15 protein-coding genes are annotated in these 13,986 nt (G+C 60.2%); 13 read left to right on the forward strand and 2 right to left on the reverse strand.

Annotation, left to right across the window (positions count from 1 at the left end):
* Positions 1-72: 72 nt before the first annotated feature.
* The 13 genes from purF to ACTQV4_RS00385 all read left to right on the forward strand — a co-directional run bounded on the left by purF (position 73) and on the right by ACTQV4_RS00385 (position 11,371).
* On the forward strand, positions 73-1,743 hold the full coding sequence (purF, locus tag ACTQV4_RS00325) for an amidophosphoribosyltransferase (protein ID WP_441033118.1): 1,671 nt from the start codon (positions 73-75) through the stop codon (positions 1,741-1,743).
* A gap of 156 nt (positions 1,744-1,899) precedes the next feature.
* Complete coding sequence (purM, locus tag ACTQV4_RS00330) at positions 1,900-3,003, forward strand: phosphoribosylformylglycinamidine cyclo-ligase (RefSeq protein WP_427717964.1); 1,104 nt, start codon at positions 1,900-1,902, stop codon at positions 3,001-3,003.
* Entirely contained in the window at positions 2,993-3,700 is a 708-nt protein-coding gene (gene purN, locus ACTQV4_RS00335; RefSeq protein ID WP_441033121.1) for a phosphoribosylglycinamide formyltransferase, read from the forward strand. Before purM ends, purN begins: the two co-directional genes overlap by 11 nt.
* Positions 3,701-3,933: 233 nt before the next feature.
* Positions 3,934-4,278, forward strand: a complete 345-nt coding sequence (locus ACTQV4_RS00340) for a type II toxin-antitoxin system RelB/DinJ family antitoxin (protein WP_441033124.1) — start codon at positions 3,934-3,936, stop codon at positions 4,276-4,278.
* Positions 4,275-4,742, forward strand: coding sequence for a PIN domain-containing protein (locus ACTQV4_RS00345; protein WP_441568962.1), 468 nt, complete (start codon positions 4,275-4,277; stop codon positions 4,740-4,742). The genes ACTQV4_RS00340 and ACTQV4_RS00345 overlap by 4 nt, the downstream gene beginning before the upstream one ends.
* Before the next feature lie 65 nt (positions 4,743-4,807).
* The gene (locus ACTQV4_RS00350; protein WP_427793748.1) at positions 4,808-5,275 is read left to right on the forward strand and encodes a PTS sugar transporter subunit IIA; all 468 of its coding nucleotides are present in this window, start codon (positions 4,808-4,810) and stop codon (positions 5,273-5,275) included.
* 179 nt (positions 5,276-5,454) lie between these two features.
* The gene (locus tag ACTQV4_RS00355) at positions 5,455-6,678 is read left to right on the forward strand and encodes a peptidylprolyl isomerase (protein ID WP_441033130.1); all 1,224 of its coding nucleotides are present in this window, start codon (positions 5,455-5,457) and stop codon (positions 6,676-6,678) included.
* 54 nt (positions 6,679-6,732) lie between these two features.
* Positions 6,733-7,176, forward strand: a complete 444-nt coding sequence (locus tag ACTQV4_RS00360; RefSeq protein ID WP_427795123.1) for a GatB/YqeY domain-containing protein — start codon at positions 6,733-6,735, stop codon at positions 7,174-7,176.
* A 368-nt stretch (positions 7,177-7,544) separates the two neighbouring features.
* Positions 7,545-8,276 (forward strand): amino acid ABC transporter ATP-binding protein, encoded by a 732-nt coding sequence (locus tag ACTQV4_RS00365; protein ID WP_055251548.1) that lies wholly within the window; start codon positions 7,545-7,547, stop codon positions 8,274-8,276.
* Between the two features lie 8 nt (positions 8,277-8,284).
* On the forward strand, positions 8,285-9,160 hold the full coding sequence (locus tag ACTQV4_RS00370; RefSeq protein WP_441033134.1) for a transporter substrate-binding domain-containing protein: 876 nt from the start codon (positions 8,285-8,287) through the stop codon (positions 9,158-9,160).
* Positions 9,161-9,185: 25 nt separating this feature from the next.
* Positions 9,186-9,932, forward strand: a complete 747-nt coding sequence (locus ACTQV4_RS00375) for an amino acid ABC transporter permease (RefSeq protein WP_441033137.1) — start codon at positions 9,186-9,188, stop codon at positions 9,930-9,932.
* A 3-nt stretch (positions 9,933-9,935) separates the two neighbouring features.
* On the forward strand, positions 9,936-10,574 hold the full coding sequence (locus ACTQV4_RS00380; RefSeq protein WP_055285379.1) for an amino acid ABC transporter permease: 639 nt from the start codon (positions 9,936-9,938) through the stop codon (positions 10,572-10,574).
* 173 nt (positions 10,575-10,747) lie between these two features.
* Positions 10,748-11,371 carry an AAA family ATPase gene (locus ACTQV4_RS00385; RefSeq protein WP_427717988.1) on the forward strand — a complete coding sequence of 208 codons (624 nt, stop codon included), beginning with the start codon at positions 10,748-10,750 and terminating at the stop codon, positions 11,369-11,371.
* A 128-nt stretch (positions 11,372-11,499) separates the two neighbouring features.
* Here ACTQV4_RS00385 and gltA read toward each other — a convergent pair whose 3' ends face one another.
* Both gltA and ACTQV4_RS00395 read right to left on the reverse strand, forming a co-directional pair.
* The gene (gene gltA, locus ACTQV4_RS00390) at positions 11,500-12,909 is read right to left on the reverse strand and encodes an NADPH-dependent glutamate synthase (RefSeq protein ID WP_441560292.1); all 1,410 of its coding nucleotides are present in this window, start codon (positions 12,907-12,909) and stop codon (positions 11,500-11,502) included.
* The gene (locus ACTQV4_RS00395) at positions 12,900-13,739 is read right to left on the reverse strand and encodes a sulfide/dihydroorotate dehydrogenase-like FAD/NAD-binding protein (RefSeq protein WP_006235793.1); all 840 of its coding nucleotides are present in this window, start codon (positions 13,737-13,739) and stop codon (positions 12,900-12,902) included. The genes gltA and ACTQV4_RS00395 overlap by 10 nt, the downstream gene beginning before the upstream one ends.
* Between the last annotated feature and the right edge of the window lie 247 nt (positions 13,740-13,986).

Consider the following 13,986-nt stretch of genomic DNA (forward strand, 5'->3'; position numbering starts at 1 on the left):
GCTGGGGAGCTTGTCTTGCCGTGCGTATAATAAGGCAGGTAACGCCAAATAACGAGGCTCTGAGGGGATGCCATGTCTCAAGAAACCATCCGCGCGGCCGAGCGTGCCACGGGACAGGTGACGACCATGTCGACGTACGATCCGGACTCCGACCAGCTGCATGAGGAATGCGGCGTTTTTGGTGTGTGGGCGCCCGATCGCGACGTGGCTCGACTGACGTACTTTGGTCTGCGTGCGCTGCAGCATCGCGGCCAGGAATCGGCGGGAATCGCCGTGGGCGACGGCGGCACGGTTATGGTTCGTAAAGACCTGGGACTGCTCGACCGTGTGTTCTCCAACGCCGACCTATCGACGCTTTCTGGTCAGTTGGCCGTGGGTCACGTGCGCTACGGCACTGCCGGCGCCAAGAGCTGGGAAGCCTCGCAGCCACATCTTTCGACCATTAATAGCGTCATCATCGCACTTGCGCACAACGGCACCCTCGTCAACACCGACGAGCTGCGCCGTCAGCTCATCGAGCTGGGCGTGCCGTTTCTCTCCAATTCGGATTCCGAGGTCGCGACCAAGCTCATCGGCTACTTTACGCAGCGCACAGGCCATTTGCGCGAGGGCATTCGCAAGACGATGGAACTCGTGCGCGGTGGCTATGCCATGACGCTCATCAACGAGCAGGCGCTCTATGCTTTCCGCGACCCGCACGGCATTCGTCCGCTGGTGCTGGGCAAGCTTGTGGACGAGGGCTTGGACCAGGCCGACGCCGCATCCGTTTCGCGGCTGCCGTCGCAAGACGACGCCGCGACGGTCGACGCTGCCACTCATGTCACTCGCGCTGGTGGCTGGGTCGTTGCGTCCGAGACCTGCGCGCTCGACATTGTGGGTGCCGAGTACGTCCGCGACGTCCGTCCCGGCGAGATCTTGCGCATCAGCGCCGAGGGCTTGGTGTCCGAGCAAGGCGTGCCCGCTGCCGAAGAGCCCGCTAACTGCATCTTTGAGCAGGTCTACTTTGCCCGCCCCGACTCCATCATGAATGGCAAGAGCGTCTACGCCTGCCGTTACGACATGGGTCGTCAGCTGGCACACGAGGAGCCCGTCGATGCCGACCTGGTCATCGGTGTGCCCGACTCCGGTCTGCCGCCTGCGGAGGGTTATTCGCGTGAGAGCGGCATTCCCTTTGGCGAGGGCCTCATCAAGAATCGCTATGTGGGCCGTACGTTTATCGAGCCCACGCAGGAGCTGCGTGCCATGGGCGTGCGCATGAAGCTCAATCCACTGCGCGACAATATCGAGGGCAAGCGCCTGGTCGTCATCGACGACTCCATCGTTCGCGGCACCACCATGGTGCAGCTCGTCAAGATGCTGCGCAACGCCGGCGCCAAGGAGATTCACATCCGCATCAACTCGCCCGAGGTCATCTGGCCGTGCTTCTACGGCATCGATACCGACGTGCAGTCGCAGCTCATCAGCGCTAACAAGACGGTCGATGAGATCTGCGAGTACATTGGCGCCGATTCGCTGGCCTTCCTTTCGGTCGAGGGCCTGCTGAAGGTCATGCCCAAGGGCGGCTACTGCGATGCGTGCTTTACCGGCCGTTATCCCGTGGCGATTCCCGAGAGCTTTGGCCGCGACAAGTTTATGGAGGGCTTTAAGCCCCGCAACCTGGATAAGCCGCTGCACTTTGGCGACGACGCCGTGGTCGAGAAATACGATGACCGCAGCTGGGAAGAGAAGCACGGCGAGGCCTAAAACCTGCCATTTAGGGACAGGTTTATTTTGGTAGGTTTTACCTGCTGTTTTGTTGATTTGGCGGCGCGTGTTGTTACCGTGTGCGCCAACTTGAGGGCAACTATGAGCACTGTTTGGCGTCTGTGTGTCAAACGGTAGTGGGAGAGGAAGGCTCAGATGAGCGACAGCAAGCATGTGACGTATGAGGATGCCGGCGTCGATACCGCCGAGGGCGGCCGCGCCGTCGACGCTATTAAGCAAATGGTTAAGGATACCAACCGTCCCGAGGTTATCGGCGGCATCGGTGGCTTTGGCGGCCTGTTCTCGGCCGCCGCGCTTAAGGATATGGAAGACCCGATTCTGATCAGCGGTACCGACGGCGTGGGCACCAAGCTCGTCCTCGCCCAGATCATGGACCGTCACGAGACGGTGGGCCAGGACCTGGTCGCCATGTGCGTCAACGACATTTTGGCTTCGGGCGCCGAGCCGCTCTTCTTTTTGGACTATGTTGCCATCGGCCACATCGAGGCCGAGCACATGGCAAAGATCATCAAGGGCGTGGCAGACGGCTGCAAGCTCGCGGGCTGCGCGCTCGTGGGCGGCGAGATGGCCGAGCACCCGGGCGTCATGGCTCCCGCCGACTACGACCTCGCCGGCTTTACCGTGGGTGTCGTCGACCGTCCCAAGATGCTCGACCCCGCCAACGTCCGCCCCGGCGACGTGATTCTGGGCCTTCCCTCCACCGGCGTGCACTCCAACGGCTACTCGCTCGTGCGTAAGGTCATCGGCGTTGACGGCATCAAGCCTGGTACGCCCGAGGCCGCCGCTAAGGCCGAGGAGCTGAGCCGTCCGCTCGAGGAGCTCGGCGGCGCATCACTGGCAGACGCTCTGCTGGCCCCCACGCGCATCTACGTCAAGCCGATTCTTGAGCTGCTCCGCGGCGGCGCTCCGGTGCACGCCATCGCCCATATCACCGGCGGTGGCATCACCGAGAACCTTAACCGTGCGTTGGCCGACGACGTCGACGCCGTGGTCACCCGCAATGGCGCCGAGATGGGCTGGGACATTCCGCCCGTGATCACCTATGTTTCGCACCAGGCCGAGCTTACGCCCAACGAGGCATGCAAGACCTTCAACATGGGCGTCGGCCTGTGCCTGATTGTCGCTCCCGAAGATGAGGCCGCGGTAACCGATGCCCTGGTCGCGCTGGGCGAGAAGCCGTTCCGCGTGGGCGAATGCGTCGAGGGCTCCGGTAAGGTCGTGTACTCCGATGAGCGCTAACGAGCAGACGGCTGCCGCCGAGGGCTTGGACTTTGTGCCCTACACCCGTCCGACCGGTACCGACACGGCCGATCCGCTCAAGATCGGCGTGCTCATCAGCGGTTCGGGCACCAACCTGCAGGCGCTCGTCGACCTGATTGCCGCCGGCAAGCTCAATGCTTCGATCGAGCTCGTGGTGTCGAGCCGTCCTTCGGCCAAGGGCCTGCAGCGTGCAGAGCGTGCGGGTATCCAGACGCTGACGCTCTCCAAGGATGTCTACGCCGACCCTATCGCCGCCGACGAGATTATTGCGCACGAGCTTCTCGAGCGCGGCTGCGAGTATGTGGTCATGGCTGGCTACATGCGCATGGTGCACACACCCCTGCTGGCGGCGTTCCCCAACCGCGTTGTCAATCTGCATCCGGCGCTGCTGCCGAGCTTTACCGGTGCGCATGCGATCGACGATGCCTTTGCGCGCGGCGTCAAGGTGACCGGTGTGACCGTGCATTTTGCCAACGAGATCTACGACAACGGTCCCATCATCGCCCAGCGCGCGCTGGCCGTTGAGGAAGGCTGGGATGTCGATACGCTCGAGGAGCACATTCACGCGATCGAGCACGTGCTGTATCCCGAAGTCGTGCAGATGCTCGCTGACGGCCGCGTCCACGTGCTGGAGAGCGGTAAGGTGGCAATTGATCCGGCGCGCCATCGTGCGTAAAAGGATTCACCTGGTTTTCATTGCGACGTAAACTATCAAAAAAGCTGATTGGGGCATATGGAATCACATGTGCCCCAATCAGCTTAATATCTCTTTGATTTTGGGCTCTGGATAACGTGACGGGCACCATTCCCATTCCAAGAAATCCGATAGGCCTCGTCCGTGTGTGGGCGGGGCCCTTTTGCGTGGCCTTTTATGTTTGCTATACTGCTAGCAAGTAGAGAGGAGCCGCTATGGGTGCAGCAACGGTGCAGCTCAACACACGAATCGATCCTATGCTCAAGGCTGGTGGCGATGCGGTCCTGACACGCAATGGATTGGGGCCGAGCGATGCCATTCGTGCGCTTTGGGCCTATCTTGTCGAGCATCAAGCGTTGCCGGGATTTATGGTGACGGATAAGCGCGAGGCACCCCGCGCGGAGAGCCTGGCCGAGCAGGGGTGTGGCCTAGCTTTTTCATCGCTGGGGCTAAATGCTTCGGATTTTGCGCCATTTGGATCATCTGCGGAAGACTGGGATGCCGTACGAGATGATATGTATGACACGATGATTGCCGATATTGAGGCGAATTGTCGATGATCGAGGCAAAGCATCTCTTGGTAGATACGAACGTTTGGCTCGATTATTACCTGCAAGAGGGGGCGTTCGACGAAGCGAAGAGATTAGTTGAACTGGCCGAGGCGGGAAAGATTGACCTTCTGTACACGCCCACGACGGCAAAGGATGTGTTCTATATCCTGCCTCGGCGTCTGGCCCGGCGGAATGCGAATGGGATTAACGTGCCGTTTACCTCGGCGTCATGGGCCTGCATCGAGCACATGATGCAGGTGGCAACTGCCTCTCCGCTTTCGTTGGCAGAGTGCGAGATGGCGCGCATGCTTGGCAAGCGCATGCCGGATCTCGAAGACAACCTCATCATCGCTTCGGGCGAGACGGCAGATGTTGACTACGTGGTCACGAGCGACCGGCGCATGCTGGAGGCGATGCCCGAGGTGTGCTTGACGCCTGCCCGCGCACTCAAGATGATTGGGATCCTCGGCTAACCTTGCCTGTCTGGTTTCGCTATCATATGGGGCATTGTGAACCTCATGCAACTTTGGAGGACGGTATGGCGGATAACGCCGAGATGCTATTCGCGCCTGAGCTGGTGTTTTTTGATTGGGAGTGCGCGACGCCGGATGAGGTGTTTGCGCGGCTCGAGGGCGAGCTCGCTCCGCGCGGCTACATTGCGTCCGGTTGGCTCGATGCCGTCCGTACGCGCGAGGACATCTATCCCACGGGCCTCGCTATGCCGGCGGCCAATATTGCCATTCCGCATACCGATCCGGGGTTTGTGGCTAAGCCCTATATCGCGGTGATGAAGCCCTCCGCGCCCGTGACGTTCAATGCTATGGCGGGTATGGGTGCCCCCGTGCCGGCGCAGATCATCATCAATCTGGGTATTGCCGAGCCGGGCGGCCAGGTCGAGGCTCTGCAAGCGCTTATGAATATCTTTATGGATGCTGACGCCGCAGCCGACGTGCTCGGCCAGACTTCGTCCCAGGGCATGGTCGACGCCATCCGCCGCCACTTCTAGGGCCGGCATTTGGGGACTGTCCCTAACTGCCGGCAGAAAAGGAACGTCCCTAGCTGTCGGAGCTGTCCCCTTTGCACCAAAATGGTGCAGATTAACCTGTCTCCCATGCACCAGGTGTGCCGCGGGGCTGCGTTGTGACACAATGACGTTTGTTCGATTCGTGATGCGAAAGGCCAACTATGGCAAACAAGAAAAAGAACTCCGAGGCCGCACCGACGCCCGAGCAACGGTCCCGCGCTGCCTCCAGCTCTCGCAAGAAGCAGCGCAAGACGTACGTGTCTAAGACCGTCAAGATCGTCCTGGTGGTTATCGGCGTGCTGGCAATGCTGCTTTCCGTCTCGGCCATGGCGTGCTCCGGTTTGATGTCGCAGACCGAGAACAATAACTCGGGTTACAAACTGACCGGCGGTGTGGCTGCTACCGTCAACGGAACCAATCTCACCGAGGACACCGTAACCAAGCAGATCATGAGCATGCGCACGTCCTACGGCTACACCAAGGATGAGGATTGGGCGCAGTATCTGGTTGACAATGACCTGACGCCCAAGAAGTACCGCAAACAGCTCATCGATTCCTATACGCAGCAGATTCTGCTCCAGCAGGCGCAGAAGGAGAACGGCGTGACGGTTTCGGACGAGGAAGTAGAGAAGGCTTGGAAGGACGCCTGCAAGAGCGCGGGCGGCGCCAAGACCTTTAAGGAGACCCTTAAGACCTACGGCTATACCGAGGACACCTACAAGGACTCGCTCAAGGAGAGCCTGGCGCAGCAGAAGCTTAAGGATGCCGTTGCTCCCACCAGCAAGCCCAAGGACAGCGAGATTGTCGATTACATTAACGAGAACCTGTCTAACTACAACGATGCCCGCCGCTCGTCGAACATCCTGATCAAGGTTGATTCCGACGCTTCGGACGAGGACAAGGCCGCCGCCAAGGCCAAGGCGCAGGAGTGCCTGGATAAGATCAACTCCGGCGAGCTGAGCTTTGAGGATGCCGTGAAGCAGTATTCCGACGACACCGGTTCCAAGGAGAAGAAGGGTGACGTGGGCTGGGATAAGCTCACCACCTTTGTCGACAGCTACCAGACGGCGCTCGAGGGCCTTAACAAGGGCGATGTGAGCGACGTGGTCGAGTCGACGTATGGCTACCACATCATCAAGTGCACCGACTACTTCCATGTCGATGGCCAGGTCGATGACATCAATCAGGTGCCCAAGGCTATTAAGAAGTACGTTTCCAATGTGGTGAAGACCCAGGCATCGGGCACGGCATACAACGAGTGGCTGGAGAAGTACACGAAGGATGCCGACATTACCGTCAACCCCATGCCCAAGGACGTGCCCTATAACGTGAGCCTGAAGGGCGTCACCAAGAGCTCGACCGACGATTCGTCGACGACTGAGTAATCAAGGGGCGGTGCTCGTGCGAGTGCCGCCCATGTTATTGAGGAGGATTTGCAGATGACCAACGAAGAGCTGCAGCAGGAAATGATTGCCGCCATGAAGGCCAAGGACAAGGTTCGCCTGTCTATCATTCGCCAGGTCAAGGCCGAGGTTAAGAACATCGAGGTCAACGAGCGCCGCGACGTGACCGAGGAAGACGTCAACAGCATGATCAAGCGTCTGATTAAGCAGACAAGCGAGACGTTGGAGATGTCCATCAAGGCCGGTACCGATCAAGATCGTACCGACAACCTGACCGAGCAGGTCAAGATTCTGGAGAGCCTACTGCCCGCGCAGGTTTCGGGCGAGGAGCTCGAGGCGCTGATCGAGCAGGTCATCGCCGAGCTGGGCGCCACGTCCAAGAAGCAGATGGGCCAGGTTATGGGGGCGCTCGGCAAGGCCACCGGCGGCAACTTCGATAAGCCTGCAGCTGCCAAGATTGTCGGCGGCAAACTCGCGTAATTTGTTACGCGGTTTTACCAAACCGCGTAACGGCTCGACGCTGCAAACCCGTACACGCGGCAATCTGACGTTCAATTTCAAGGGCGCGACCATGAGGTCTGCGCCCTTTCATTTCACGTCACCTTGCTCGCGTGTACGGGTTTTCGCTGACTTATGCTCAACAAGGGCGGTTGTATTATTTTCGGGTCTTGAGGGGTGTGGCCGTCATGGTCGCGCCCCTTTTTGGTGGGCTGGGTACTCATTTAAGCCTGTCCCCAATGAGTGGGTTAAAGGTTGCGGGTTCTTTACGGGAATGTAGTGTGGGCTGCGGAAACGTGGTTCTTTCCGTAAAATAGAGCAATTCGTGTAAGCGCAGGGAAGGGATATTCATGGCAGACATGATCGAGATCAAGCATCTCAACAAGTACTTTGGCGACCTGCATGTGCTCAAAGATATCAACCTCACCGTCAAGCGCGGCGAGAAGCTCGTAATGATCGGGCCTTCCGGCTCGGGCAAGTCCACGCTCATCCGTTGCGTCGATTATCTGGAGGAGCCCACGTCGGGCGAGGTCATCATCGACGGTACGCCGCTCACCAAAAAGAATCACCTGGAGATGGCTCGCAAGTACAGCTCCATGGTGTTTCAGCAGTTCAACCTATATCCCAACATGACGGTGCTGGGCAACCTGACGCTCGCGCCCATCAAGCTGCAAAAGAAGAGTAAGGAGGAGGCGACCGAGATCGCCATCGCCGCGCTCAAGCGCGTCGGCATGGCGCATAAGGCCGGCGAGTATCCGCAGAACCTCTCGGGCGGTCAGCAGCAGCGCATCGCCATTGCCCGTGCCCTGTGCACCAAGCAGCCCATCATCTTGTTTGACGAGCCGACCTCGGCGCTCGACCCCGAGATGGTCCAGGAAGTCCTGGACGTTATGATTGAGCTCGCGCAGGAGGATATCACCATGATCTGCGTGACGCACGAGATGGGCTTTGCGCGCCAGGTGGCCGACCGCGTCATCTTTATGGAGGACGGCCGCATCCTGGAGGAGGGCACACCCGAGCACTTCTTCGATAACCCCGAGAACCCGCGCTGCCGCGAGTTTCTGTCCAAGATTCTGCACTAGGCGCGGTGATGGACATGACGGATATGACGAGGGCGGCCGTGTCGCGCCGCCACTTTTTGCAGCTGGCGGGCGCCGGTATGCTCGCGCTGACGGGGACCGCGCTTACCGGCTGCGGCAACTCCACCGGCGGCGAGGACTCCGACAAGGGGTCTAAGCTTGCGGCCATCAAGTCGCGTGGCCATCTGAATGCCGGCGTTAAGAAGGACGTTCCTGGCTACGGCTATTACGACACCGCCAAGGGCCGGTTTGAGGGCATGGAGGTCGATTTGTGCTACCAGATCGCCGCTGCCGTCTTTGGCGTGAGCTACAAGGAGGCCCGTGCCCAGGAGCTTGTCGAGTTTACTGACGTAACGCCCAAGACGCGCGGCCCGCTGATCGATAACGGCCAGCTCGACGTGGTCGCGGCGACCTACACCATCACCGACGAGCGCAAGAAGAGCTGGGATTTCTCGACGCCGTACCGTACCGACTACGTGGGACTCATGGTCAAGAAGCGTTCGGGCTTTACCTCGATTGAGGACCTGGACGGCAAGGTCATTGGCGTGAGCCAGGGTGCCACCACGCAGGGCCTGATCGAGCAGATGATCAAGGACAACGGCTTTAGCTGCAAGCCCGAGTTTAGGGCCTTTAGCGGCTACCCCATCATTAAGAGTTCGCTCGATGCCGGCAATATCGACGTCTTTGCCATGGACCGCTCCACGCTGGCCGGTTACATGAACGAGACCGTCGAGCTGCTGCAACCCGAGGTCAAGTTTGGCGAGCAGGGCTACGGCGTGGCGACCAAGAAGGGCTGCGATCTTTCGGCCGTGGTCGATCAGGTGATATGCGATCGCCTGGCCGACGGCTGGCTCGACCAAGAGGTCAAGACCTGGGGTCTTGTATAGGCGCATCGTCCAAGGAAGGAATCAAATGCTCGAAGGATTGTTTGACGCCGACCGCTGGTCGACGACATTCCAAAACATGGGGCCCTTCTGGGAGGGCTTTGGCGTGACGATGCAGGTGGTCGTTGCCGGCCTGCTGCTGTCGCTGGTGTTGGGCACGCTGCTTGGCGTGTTCTCTACCACTCGTTCTCGCGTTCTGCGCGCCATAAGCCGCGTGTACGTGGAGTTTTACCAGAACACCCCGCTGCCCGTGCAGGTGCTCTTTATGTACATGGCCGGTCCGCAGTTTTTGCAGGCCATAACCGGTGCCGACCAGCCGGTGCGTATCGCGCCGTTTGTGCTGGGCTTCTTGGGCGTGGGCCTGTATCACGCTGCCTACATTTCGGAGGTCATCCGTACCGGTATCGAGGCCGTTCCGCGTGGCCAGATGGAGGCGGCCCAGAGCCAGGGCTTCACCCGTGCGCAGGCATACTGCTACATCGTGCTGCCCCAGACGTTCAAGATCATTCTGCCGCCGCTGTGTAACCAGGCACTCAACCTGGTCAAAAACACGTCGGTGCTGGCGCTTGTGGCCGGCGGCGACCTTATGTACCGTTCCGACAACTTTGTGAGTCTGTACGGTTACCTGCAGGGATACATCGTCTGCTGCCTTATGTACTTCATCATCTGCTTTCCGCTCGCCATGCTGGTGCAGTGGCTCGAGCGCCGCTCCAAGGAGCGCCCGCGCGGCATGAGCCTGGCCGAGCTGGGGCTCGACAACGTAGAGGAGGCCTAGCGCATGGAAATCTTCAACGCGACCAACCTGCTCTACATTTGGGGCGGCTTTGTTAAGACAATCGAGATCTCGGCGCTGTCGATCTTTTTCTCGCTCATCTTTGGCACGGTGCTGGCGCTCGTTAAAAGCTACGCGCCCCGTCCGTTCCGTATTTTGGTGAGCGCCTATATCGAGCTGTTCCGTTGCACGCCAAACTTGCTGTGGATCCTGTTCATCTACTTTACGGTGCAGGGTTTGGACATTGTGATTTCGACCATCGCCTTTACGCTGTTTACCAGCGCTGTTATGGCCGAGATTGTGCGTGGCGGCCTCAACTCGATTCCGCGCGGCCAGTTTGAGGCGGCGCAGAGCCAGGGCTTTGGCTTCTTTGCCACCATGCGCTATATCATTCTGCCGCAGACGTTTAAGACAATCATTCCGGCGCTGTTTAGCCAGTGCACGACCGTCATCAAGGACAGCTCGTATCTTTCGGGCATTAACGTGGCCGAGCTCATGTACACGGCAAACGTCGTGATGGCCCACGCGATCGACCTGTCGCAGGTGCTTATGCTCTACGGCCTGGTGTTTGCGATGTACTTTGTGCTCAACTTTGGTATCTCGCTGCTGGTGAGGGCATATCAGCGTCGCATTGTGGCCGCATAGTCCTGCTTCCCCAAGCACGGCACCTTGCCCCTCAATCATCGCTTGCGTACATTTAGTACGCGGCGCTCCTCTTTCGGGGCAATCTGCCGCACTTGGGAAACCAGGACGAAGGTGGGGGCAAAATGAATGTGACAAAGGGACTGTCCCTTTGTCACATAGAGAAAGGAATCGCGATGAGCGATCTGGAGAACAAGAAGAATCCTGTGGTCATTACCATCGCGCGCGACTTTGGCGCCGAGGGCCACGAGATTGGCCGCATGCTTGCCAACGAGTTGGGAATTCCGCTGTACGACAACGAGCTGCTGGTGCGTGCGTCGATGCGCGCGGGTGAGTCGCTCGATAAGATGGCCGCCTATGACGAGCGTCTGGCCGTGGAGAACATGGCGTTTCTGCCCGACCGCTACGATGCGCGTTCGTACTCGGACAAGTTGTTCCAAAAGATGAGCCAGGTGATTTTGGACCTGGGCGAGACCGAGAGCTGCATTATCGAGGGTCGCCTGTCCGATTACCTGCTGCGTAACAACCCTAATCACATTGCCGTGTTGGTGACCGCACCCTTTGAGGACCGCGTCGAGATCGTGCGCAAGAAGCGTGGGCTCAACAAAAAGAAGGGCGCCAAGCTGGTCAAGCAGCAGCAGAAGGCACGCGAGGCGTTCTATAAGCGCTACAGCGCCGGAAAGTGGAAGATGACGAGCGGCAAGGATATCGTCGTCAACCGCGCCAAGCTGGGTCGCGAGGGCTGCAAAGACGTCATAGCCGCTGCCTACCGCTACAAAGTGGCTCAGCTCGAAGGCTAGCCGACCAAAAGCCATCACAAAGGGGACAGGCACCTTTGTGATGATCGAGCGGCTGGCATAGAAAAAAGTCCCCGCCGGGCGTGTGCCCGACGGGGACTTTGCCGTTTGGTGGCTAGCGCTGTAGGTGATTACTCGCCCAGCAGGCTCTTGGTGATGGAAGCGGCGGCCTTCTTGCCGGCGCCCATCGCCAGAATGACCGTAGCGGCACCGGTGACGATGTCGCCGCCGGCCCAGATGCGGGGATCGGTGGTCTGGCCGGTCTCCTCGTCGGCAACGATGTAGCCCCACTTGTTGAGCTCCATCTTGCCGCCGATCTTGGCAGCGAAGGGGTTGGCGTTGGTACCGATAGCCGAGATCGCGACGTCGCAGGGGATCTCCTCGATGGCGCCCTCGATGGGCACCGGGCGACGACGGCCGGACTCGTCGGGCTCGCCGAGCTCCATCTTCTGGACCTTGACGGCGCACACGGAGCCGTCCTCGCCAGCGACAAACTCGAGCGGGGAGACGAGCGGCAGAACCTCGACGCCCTCGGCCTTGGCATGGTGCAGTTCGGCGCGACGGCAGGGCATCTCGTCCTCGGTACGACGGTAGGCGATGATGGCGTGCTCGGCGCCCAGGCGCTTGGCGGTACGGACAGCGTCCATAGCCACGTTGCCGCCGCCAAAGACGACGACGTTCTTGCCGTGCTTGGTGGGGGTGTCGTACTCGGGGAACTTGTTGGCCTTCATCAGGTTCACGCGGGTGAGGTACTCGTTTGCGAAGAAGACGTTGGGCAGGTTCTCGCCGGGGACGTTGAGGAACTTGGGCAGGCCAGCGCCGGTCGCCACGTAGATGGCGTCGAAGCCCTGCTCGAACAGCTCCTCGGCCGTGGCCATGTTGCCCACGACGGAGTTGTACTCAAACTTGACGCCCATGTCCTCAAGGCCGTCAATCTCGCGCTTGACGACCGCCTTGGGCAGACGGAACTCGGGGATGCCGTAGACCAGCACGCCGCCGCCGGTGAAGAAGGCCTCAAAGACGGTAACGTCAAAGCCGTTGCGGGCGAGCTCGCCGGCGCAGGTGATGCCGGACGGGCCGGAGCCGACGACGGCGACCTTCTTGCCGTTCTTGGGAGCCATCTTGGGCGTGGAGGCGAGCTCGGGGCGGTCACCCAGGAAGCGCTCGAGCTGGCCGATGGCCACGGGCTCGGACTTCTTACCACGGATGCACTTGCCCTCGCACTGGTTCTCCTGCGGGCAGACGCGACCGCAGATGGCGGGAAGCATGGAGTCCTCGCGGATGGTATCGAGGGCGCCGCCAAAGTCCTTCTCGCGGATTTGCTCGATAAAGCGGGGAATGTTGATGTTGACGGGGCAGCCCTCGACGCAGAGCGGCTTCTTGCAGTTGAGGCAGCGCTCGGCCTCGGCCAGCGCCATCTCCTCGGTGAAGCCCTTGTCGACGGGGCGGAAGTCGCAGGCGCGCTCGGCAGCCGGCTCCTCGTTATCGGGGGTGCGGGGCGACTTCATATCGGTAACGAAACGACCGTTAACTAGTGGCATGCGCAGCTCTTTTCCTCATAGGCCTTGAGGGACTCGCCCTCTTCGGAACGGTAAGCGGCCTGGCGGGCACGAAGGTCATCCCAGTCGACCAGGGTGGCATCGAAGTCGGGGCCGTCGACGCAAGCAAACTTGGTCACGCCGCCCACCTCGACGCGGCAGCAGCCGCACATACCGGTGCCGTCAACCATGATGGGGTTGAGCGACGCGGTGATGGGGGTGTCGTACTTCTGGGCGGTGAGGGTCGAGAACTTCATCATCGGAACGGGGCCGACGCAGAAGACCTGGCTCACGGCCTTGTCCTGCAGCAGGCGCTCCAGCGGAGCGGTGACAACGCCCTGCTCGCCGTAGGAACCGTCGTCGGTGGTGATGTGGATGTGGTCCTCGTCGAGGAGCTCGCGGAACTGGTCCTCCATGAGCAGGAGGTCCTTGGTGCGAGCGCCCATGATGGCGTGCACCTCGTGGCCGGTCTCGACCAGGTGCTTGGCGACCGGGAAGGCAATTGCCAGGCCGACGCCGCCGCCAATGACGGCGCAGGGGCCCTCGGCCATCTCGGTGGGAACGCCCAGCGGGCCTACGACGTCGCGCAGCGACTCGCCGGCCTCGTAGGTGGAAAGCATCTCGGTGGTCTTGCCGATCACCATGAAGATGAACTCGACCCAGCCCTCGTCACCGTTCCAGCCGGCCAGGGTAAACGGGACACGCTCGCCCGTCTCGTTGGCGCGAACCATGAGGAACTGTCCAGCGTGCGCATGCTTGGCGATTGCAGGCGCCTCGATGCGGAACTTGAACACCTTCTCCGAGAACTGCGTCTTCTCCAGGATCTTATACATAGAACCCCTCTCTTGTTAGGGCAACCGAACCGTGCCTCCACGGAAATGGACGGCAGCCCGAATAAAACCGTACGCGCACAGGCGTTGTGCAGACATACGGTGTAGATTATACCCTCATGGACATGTTGCTTACGTGTATCTTTGGCAGGCGGGAAAAGTGATTTAGCACAAAGAGACAGGTTTATTTTGGCGGGTTTTATCAGATAAAACGACAAAAGGGGCCGGCCTTGCACATCGGTGAGGCCGG

Origin of the sequence: Collinsella sp. LCP19S3_B11 (assembly GCF_052121915.1) — a bacterium.
GTDB lineage: Bacteria > Actinomycetota > Coriobacteriia > Coriobacteriales > Coriobacteriaceae > Collinsella.

Bases quoted from the DNA above. Each gene is read 5' to 3' on its own strand.
- ACTQV4_RS00385 (WP_427717988.1), top strand. From the start codon at position 10,748: ATGAGCGATCTGGAGAACAAGAAGAATCCTGTGGTCATTACCATCGCG.
- ACTQV4_RS00340 (WP_441033124.1), top strand. From the start codon at position 3,934: ATGGGTGCAGCAACGGTGCAGCTCAACACACGAATCGATCCTATGCTC.
- purN (WP_441033121.1), top strand. From the start codon at position 2,993: ATGAGCGCTAACGAGCAGACGGCTGCCGCCGAGGGCTTGGACTTTGTG.
- ACTQV4_RS00375 (WP_441033137.1), top strand. From the start codon at position 9,186: ATGCTCGAAGGATTGTTTGACGCCGACCGCTGGTCGACGACATTCCAA.
- ACTQV4_RS00395 (WP_006235793.1), bottom strand. From the start codon at position 13,739: ATGTATAAGATCCTGGAGAAGACGCAGTTCTCGGAGAAGGTGTTCAAG.
- gltA (WP_441560292.1), bottom strand. From the start codon at position 12,909: ATGCCACTAGTTAACGGTCGTTTCGTTACCGATATGAAGTCGCCCCGC.
- ACTQV4_RS00370 (WP_441033134.1), top strand. From the start codon at position 8,285: ATGGACATGACGGATATGACGAGGGCGGCCGTGTCGCGCCGCCACTTT.
- ACTQV4_RS00380 (WP_055285379.1), top strand. From the start codon at position 9,936: ATGGAAATCTTCAACGCGACCAACCTGCTCTACATTTGGGGCGGCTTT.
- ACTQV4_RS00365 (WP_055251548.1), top strand. From the start codon at position 7,545: ATGGCAGACATGATCGAGATCAAGCATCTCAACAAGTACTTTGGCGAC.
- purF (WP_441033118.1), top strand. From the start codon at position 73: ATGTCTCAAGAAACCATCCGCGCGGCCGAGCGTGCCACGGGACAGGTG.
- ACTQV4_RS00360 (WP_427795123.1), top strand. From the start codon at position 6,733: ATGACCAACGAAGAGCTGCAGCAGGAAATGATTGCCGCCATGAAGGCC.
- purM (WP_427717964.1), top strand. From the start codon at position 1,900: ATGAGCGACAGCAAGCATGTGACGTATGAGGATGCCGGCGTCGATACC.
- ACTQV4_RS00355 (WP_441033130.1), top strand. From the start codon at position 5,455: ATGGCAAACAAGAAAAAGAACTCCGAGGCCGCACCGACGCCCGAGCAA.
- ACTQV4_RS00350 (WP_427793748.1), top strand. From the start codon at position 4,808: ATGGCGGATAACGCCGAGATGCTATTCGCGCCTGAGCTGGTGTTTTTT.
- ACTQV4_RS00345 (WP_441568962.1), top strand. From the start codon at position 4,275: ATGATCGAGGCAAAGCATCTCTTGGTAGATACGAACGTTTGGCTCGAT.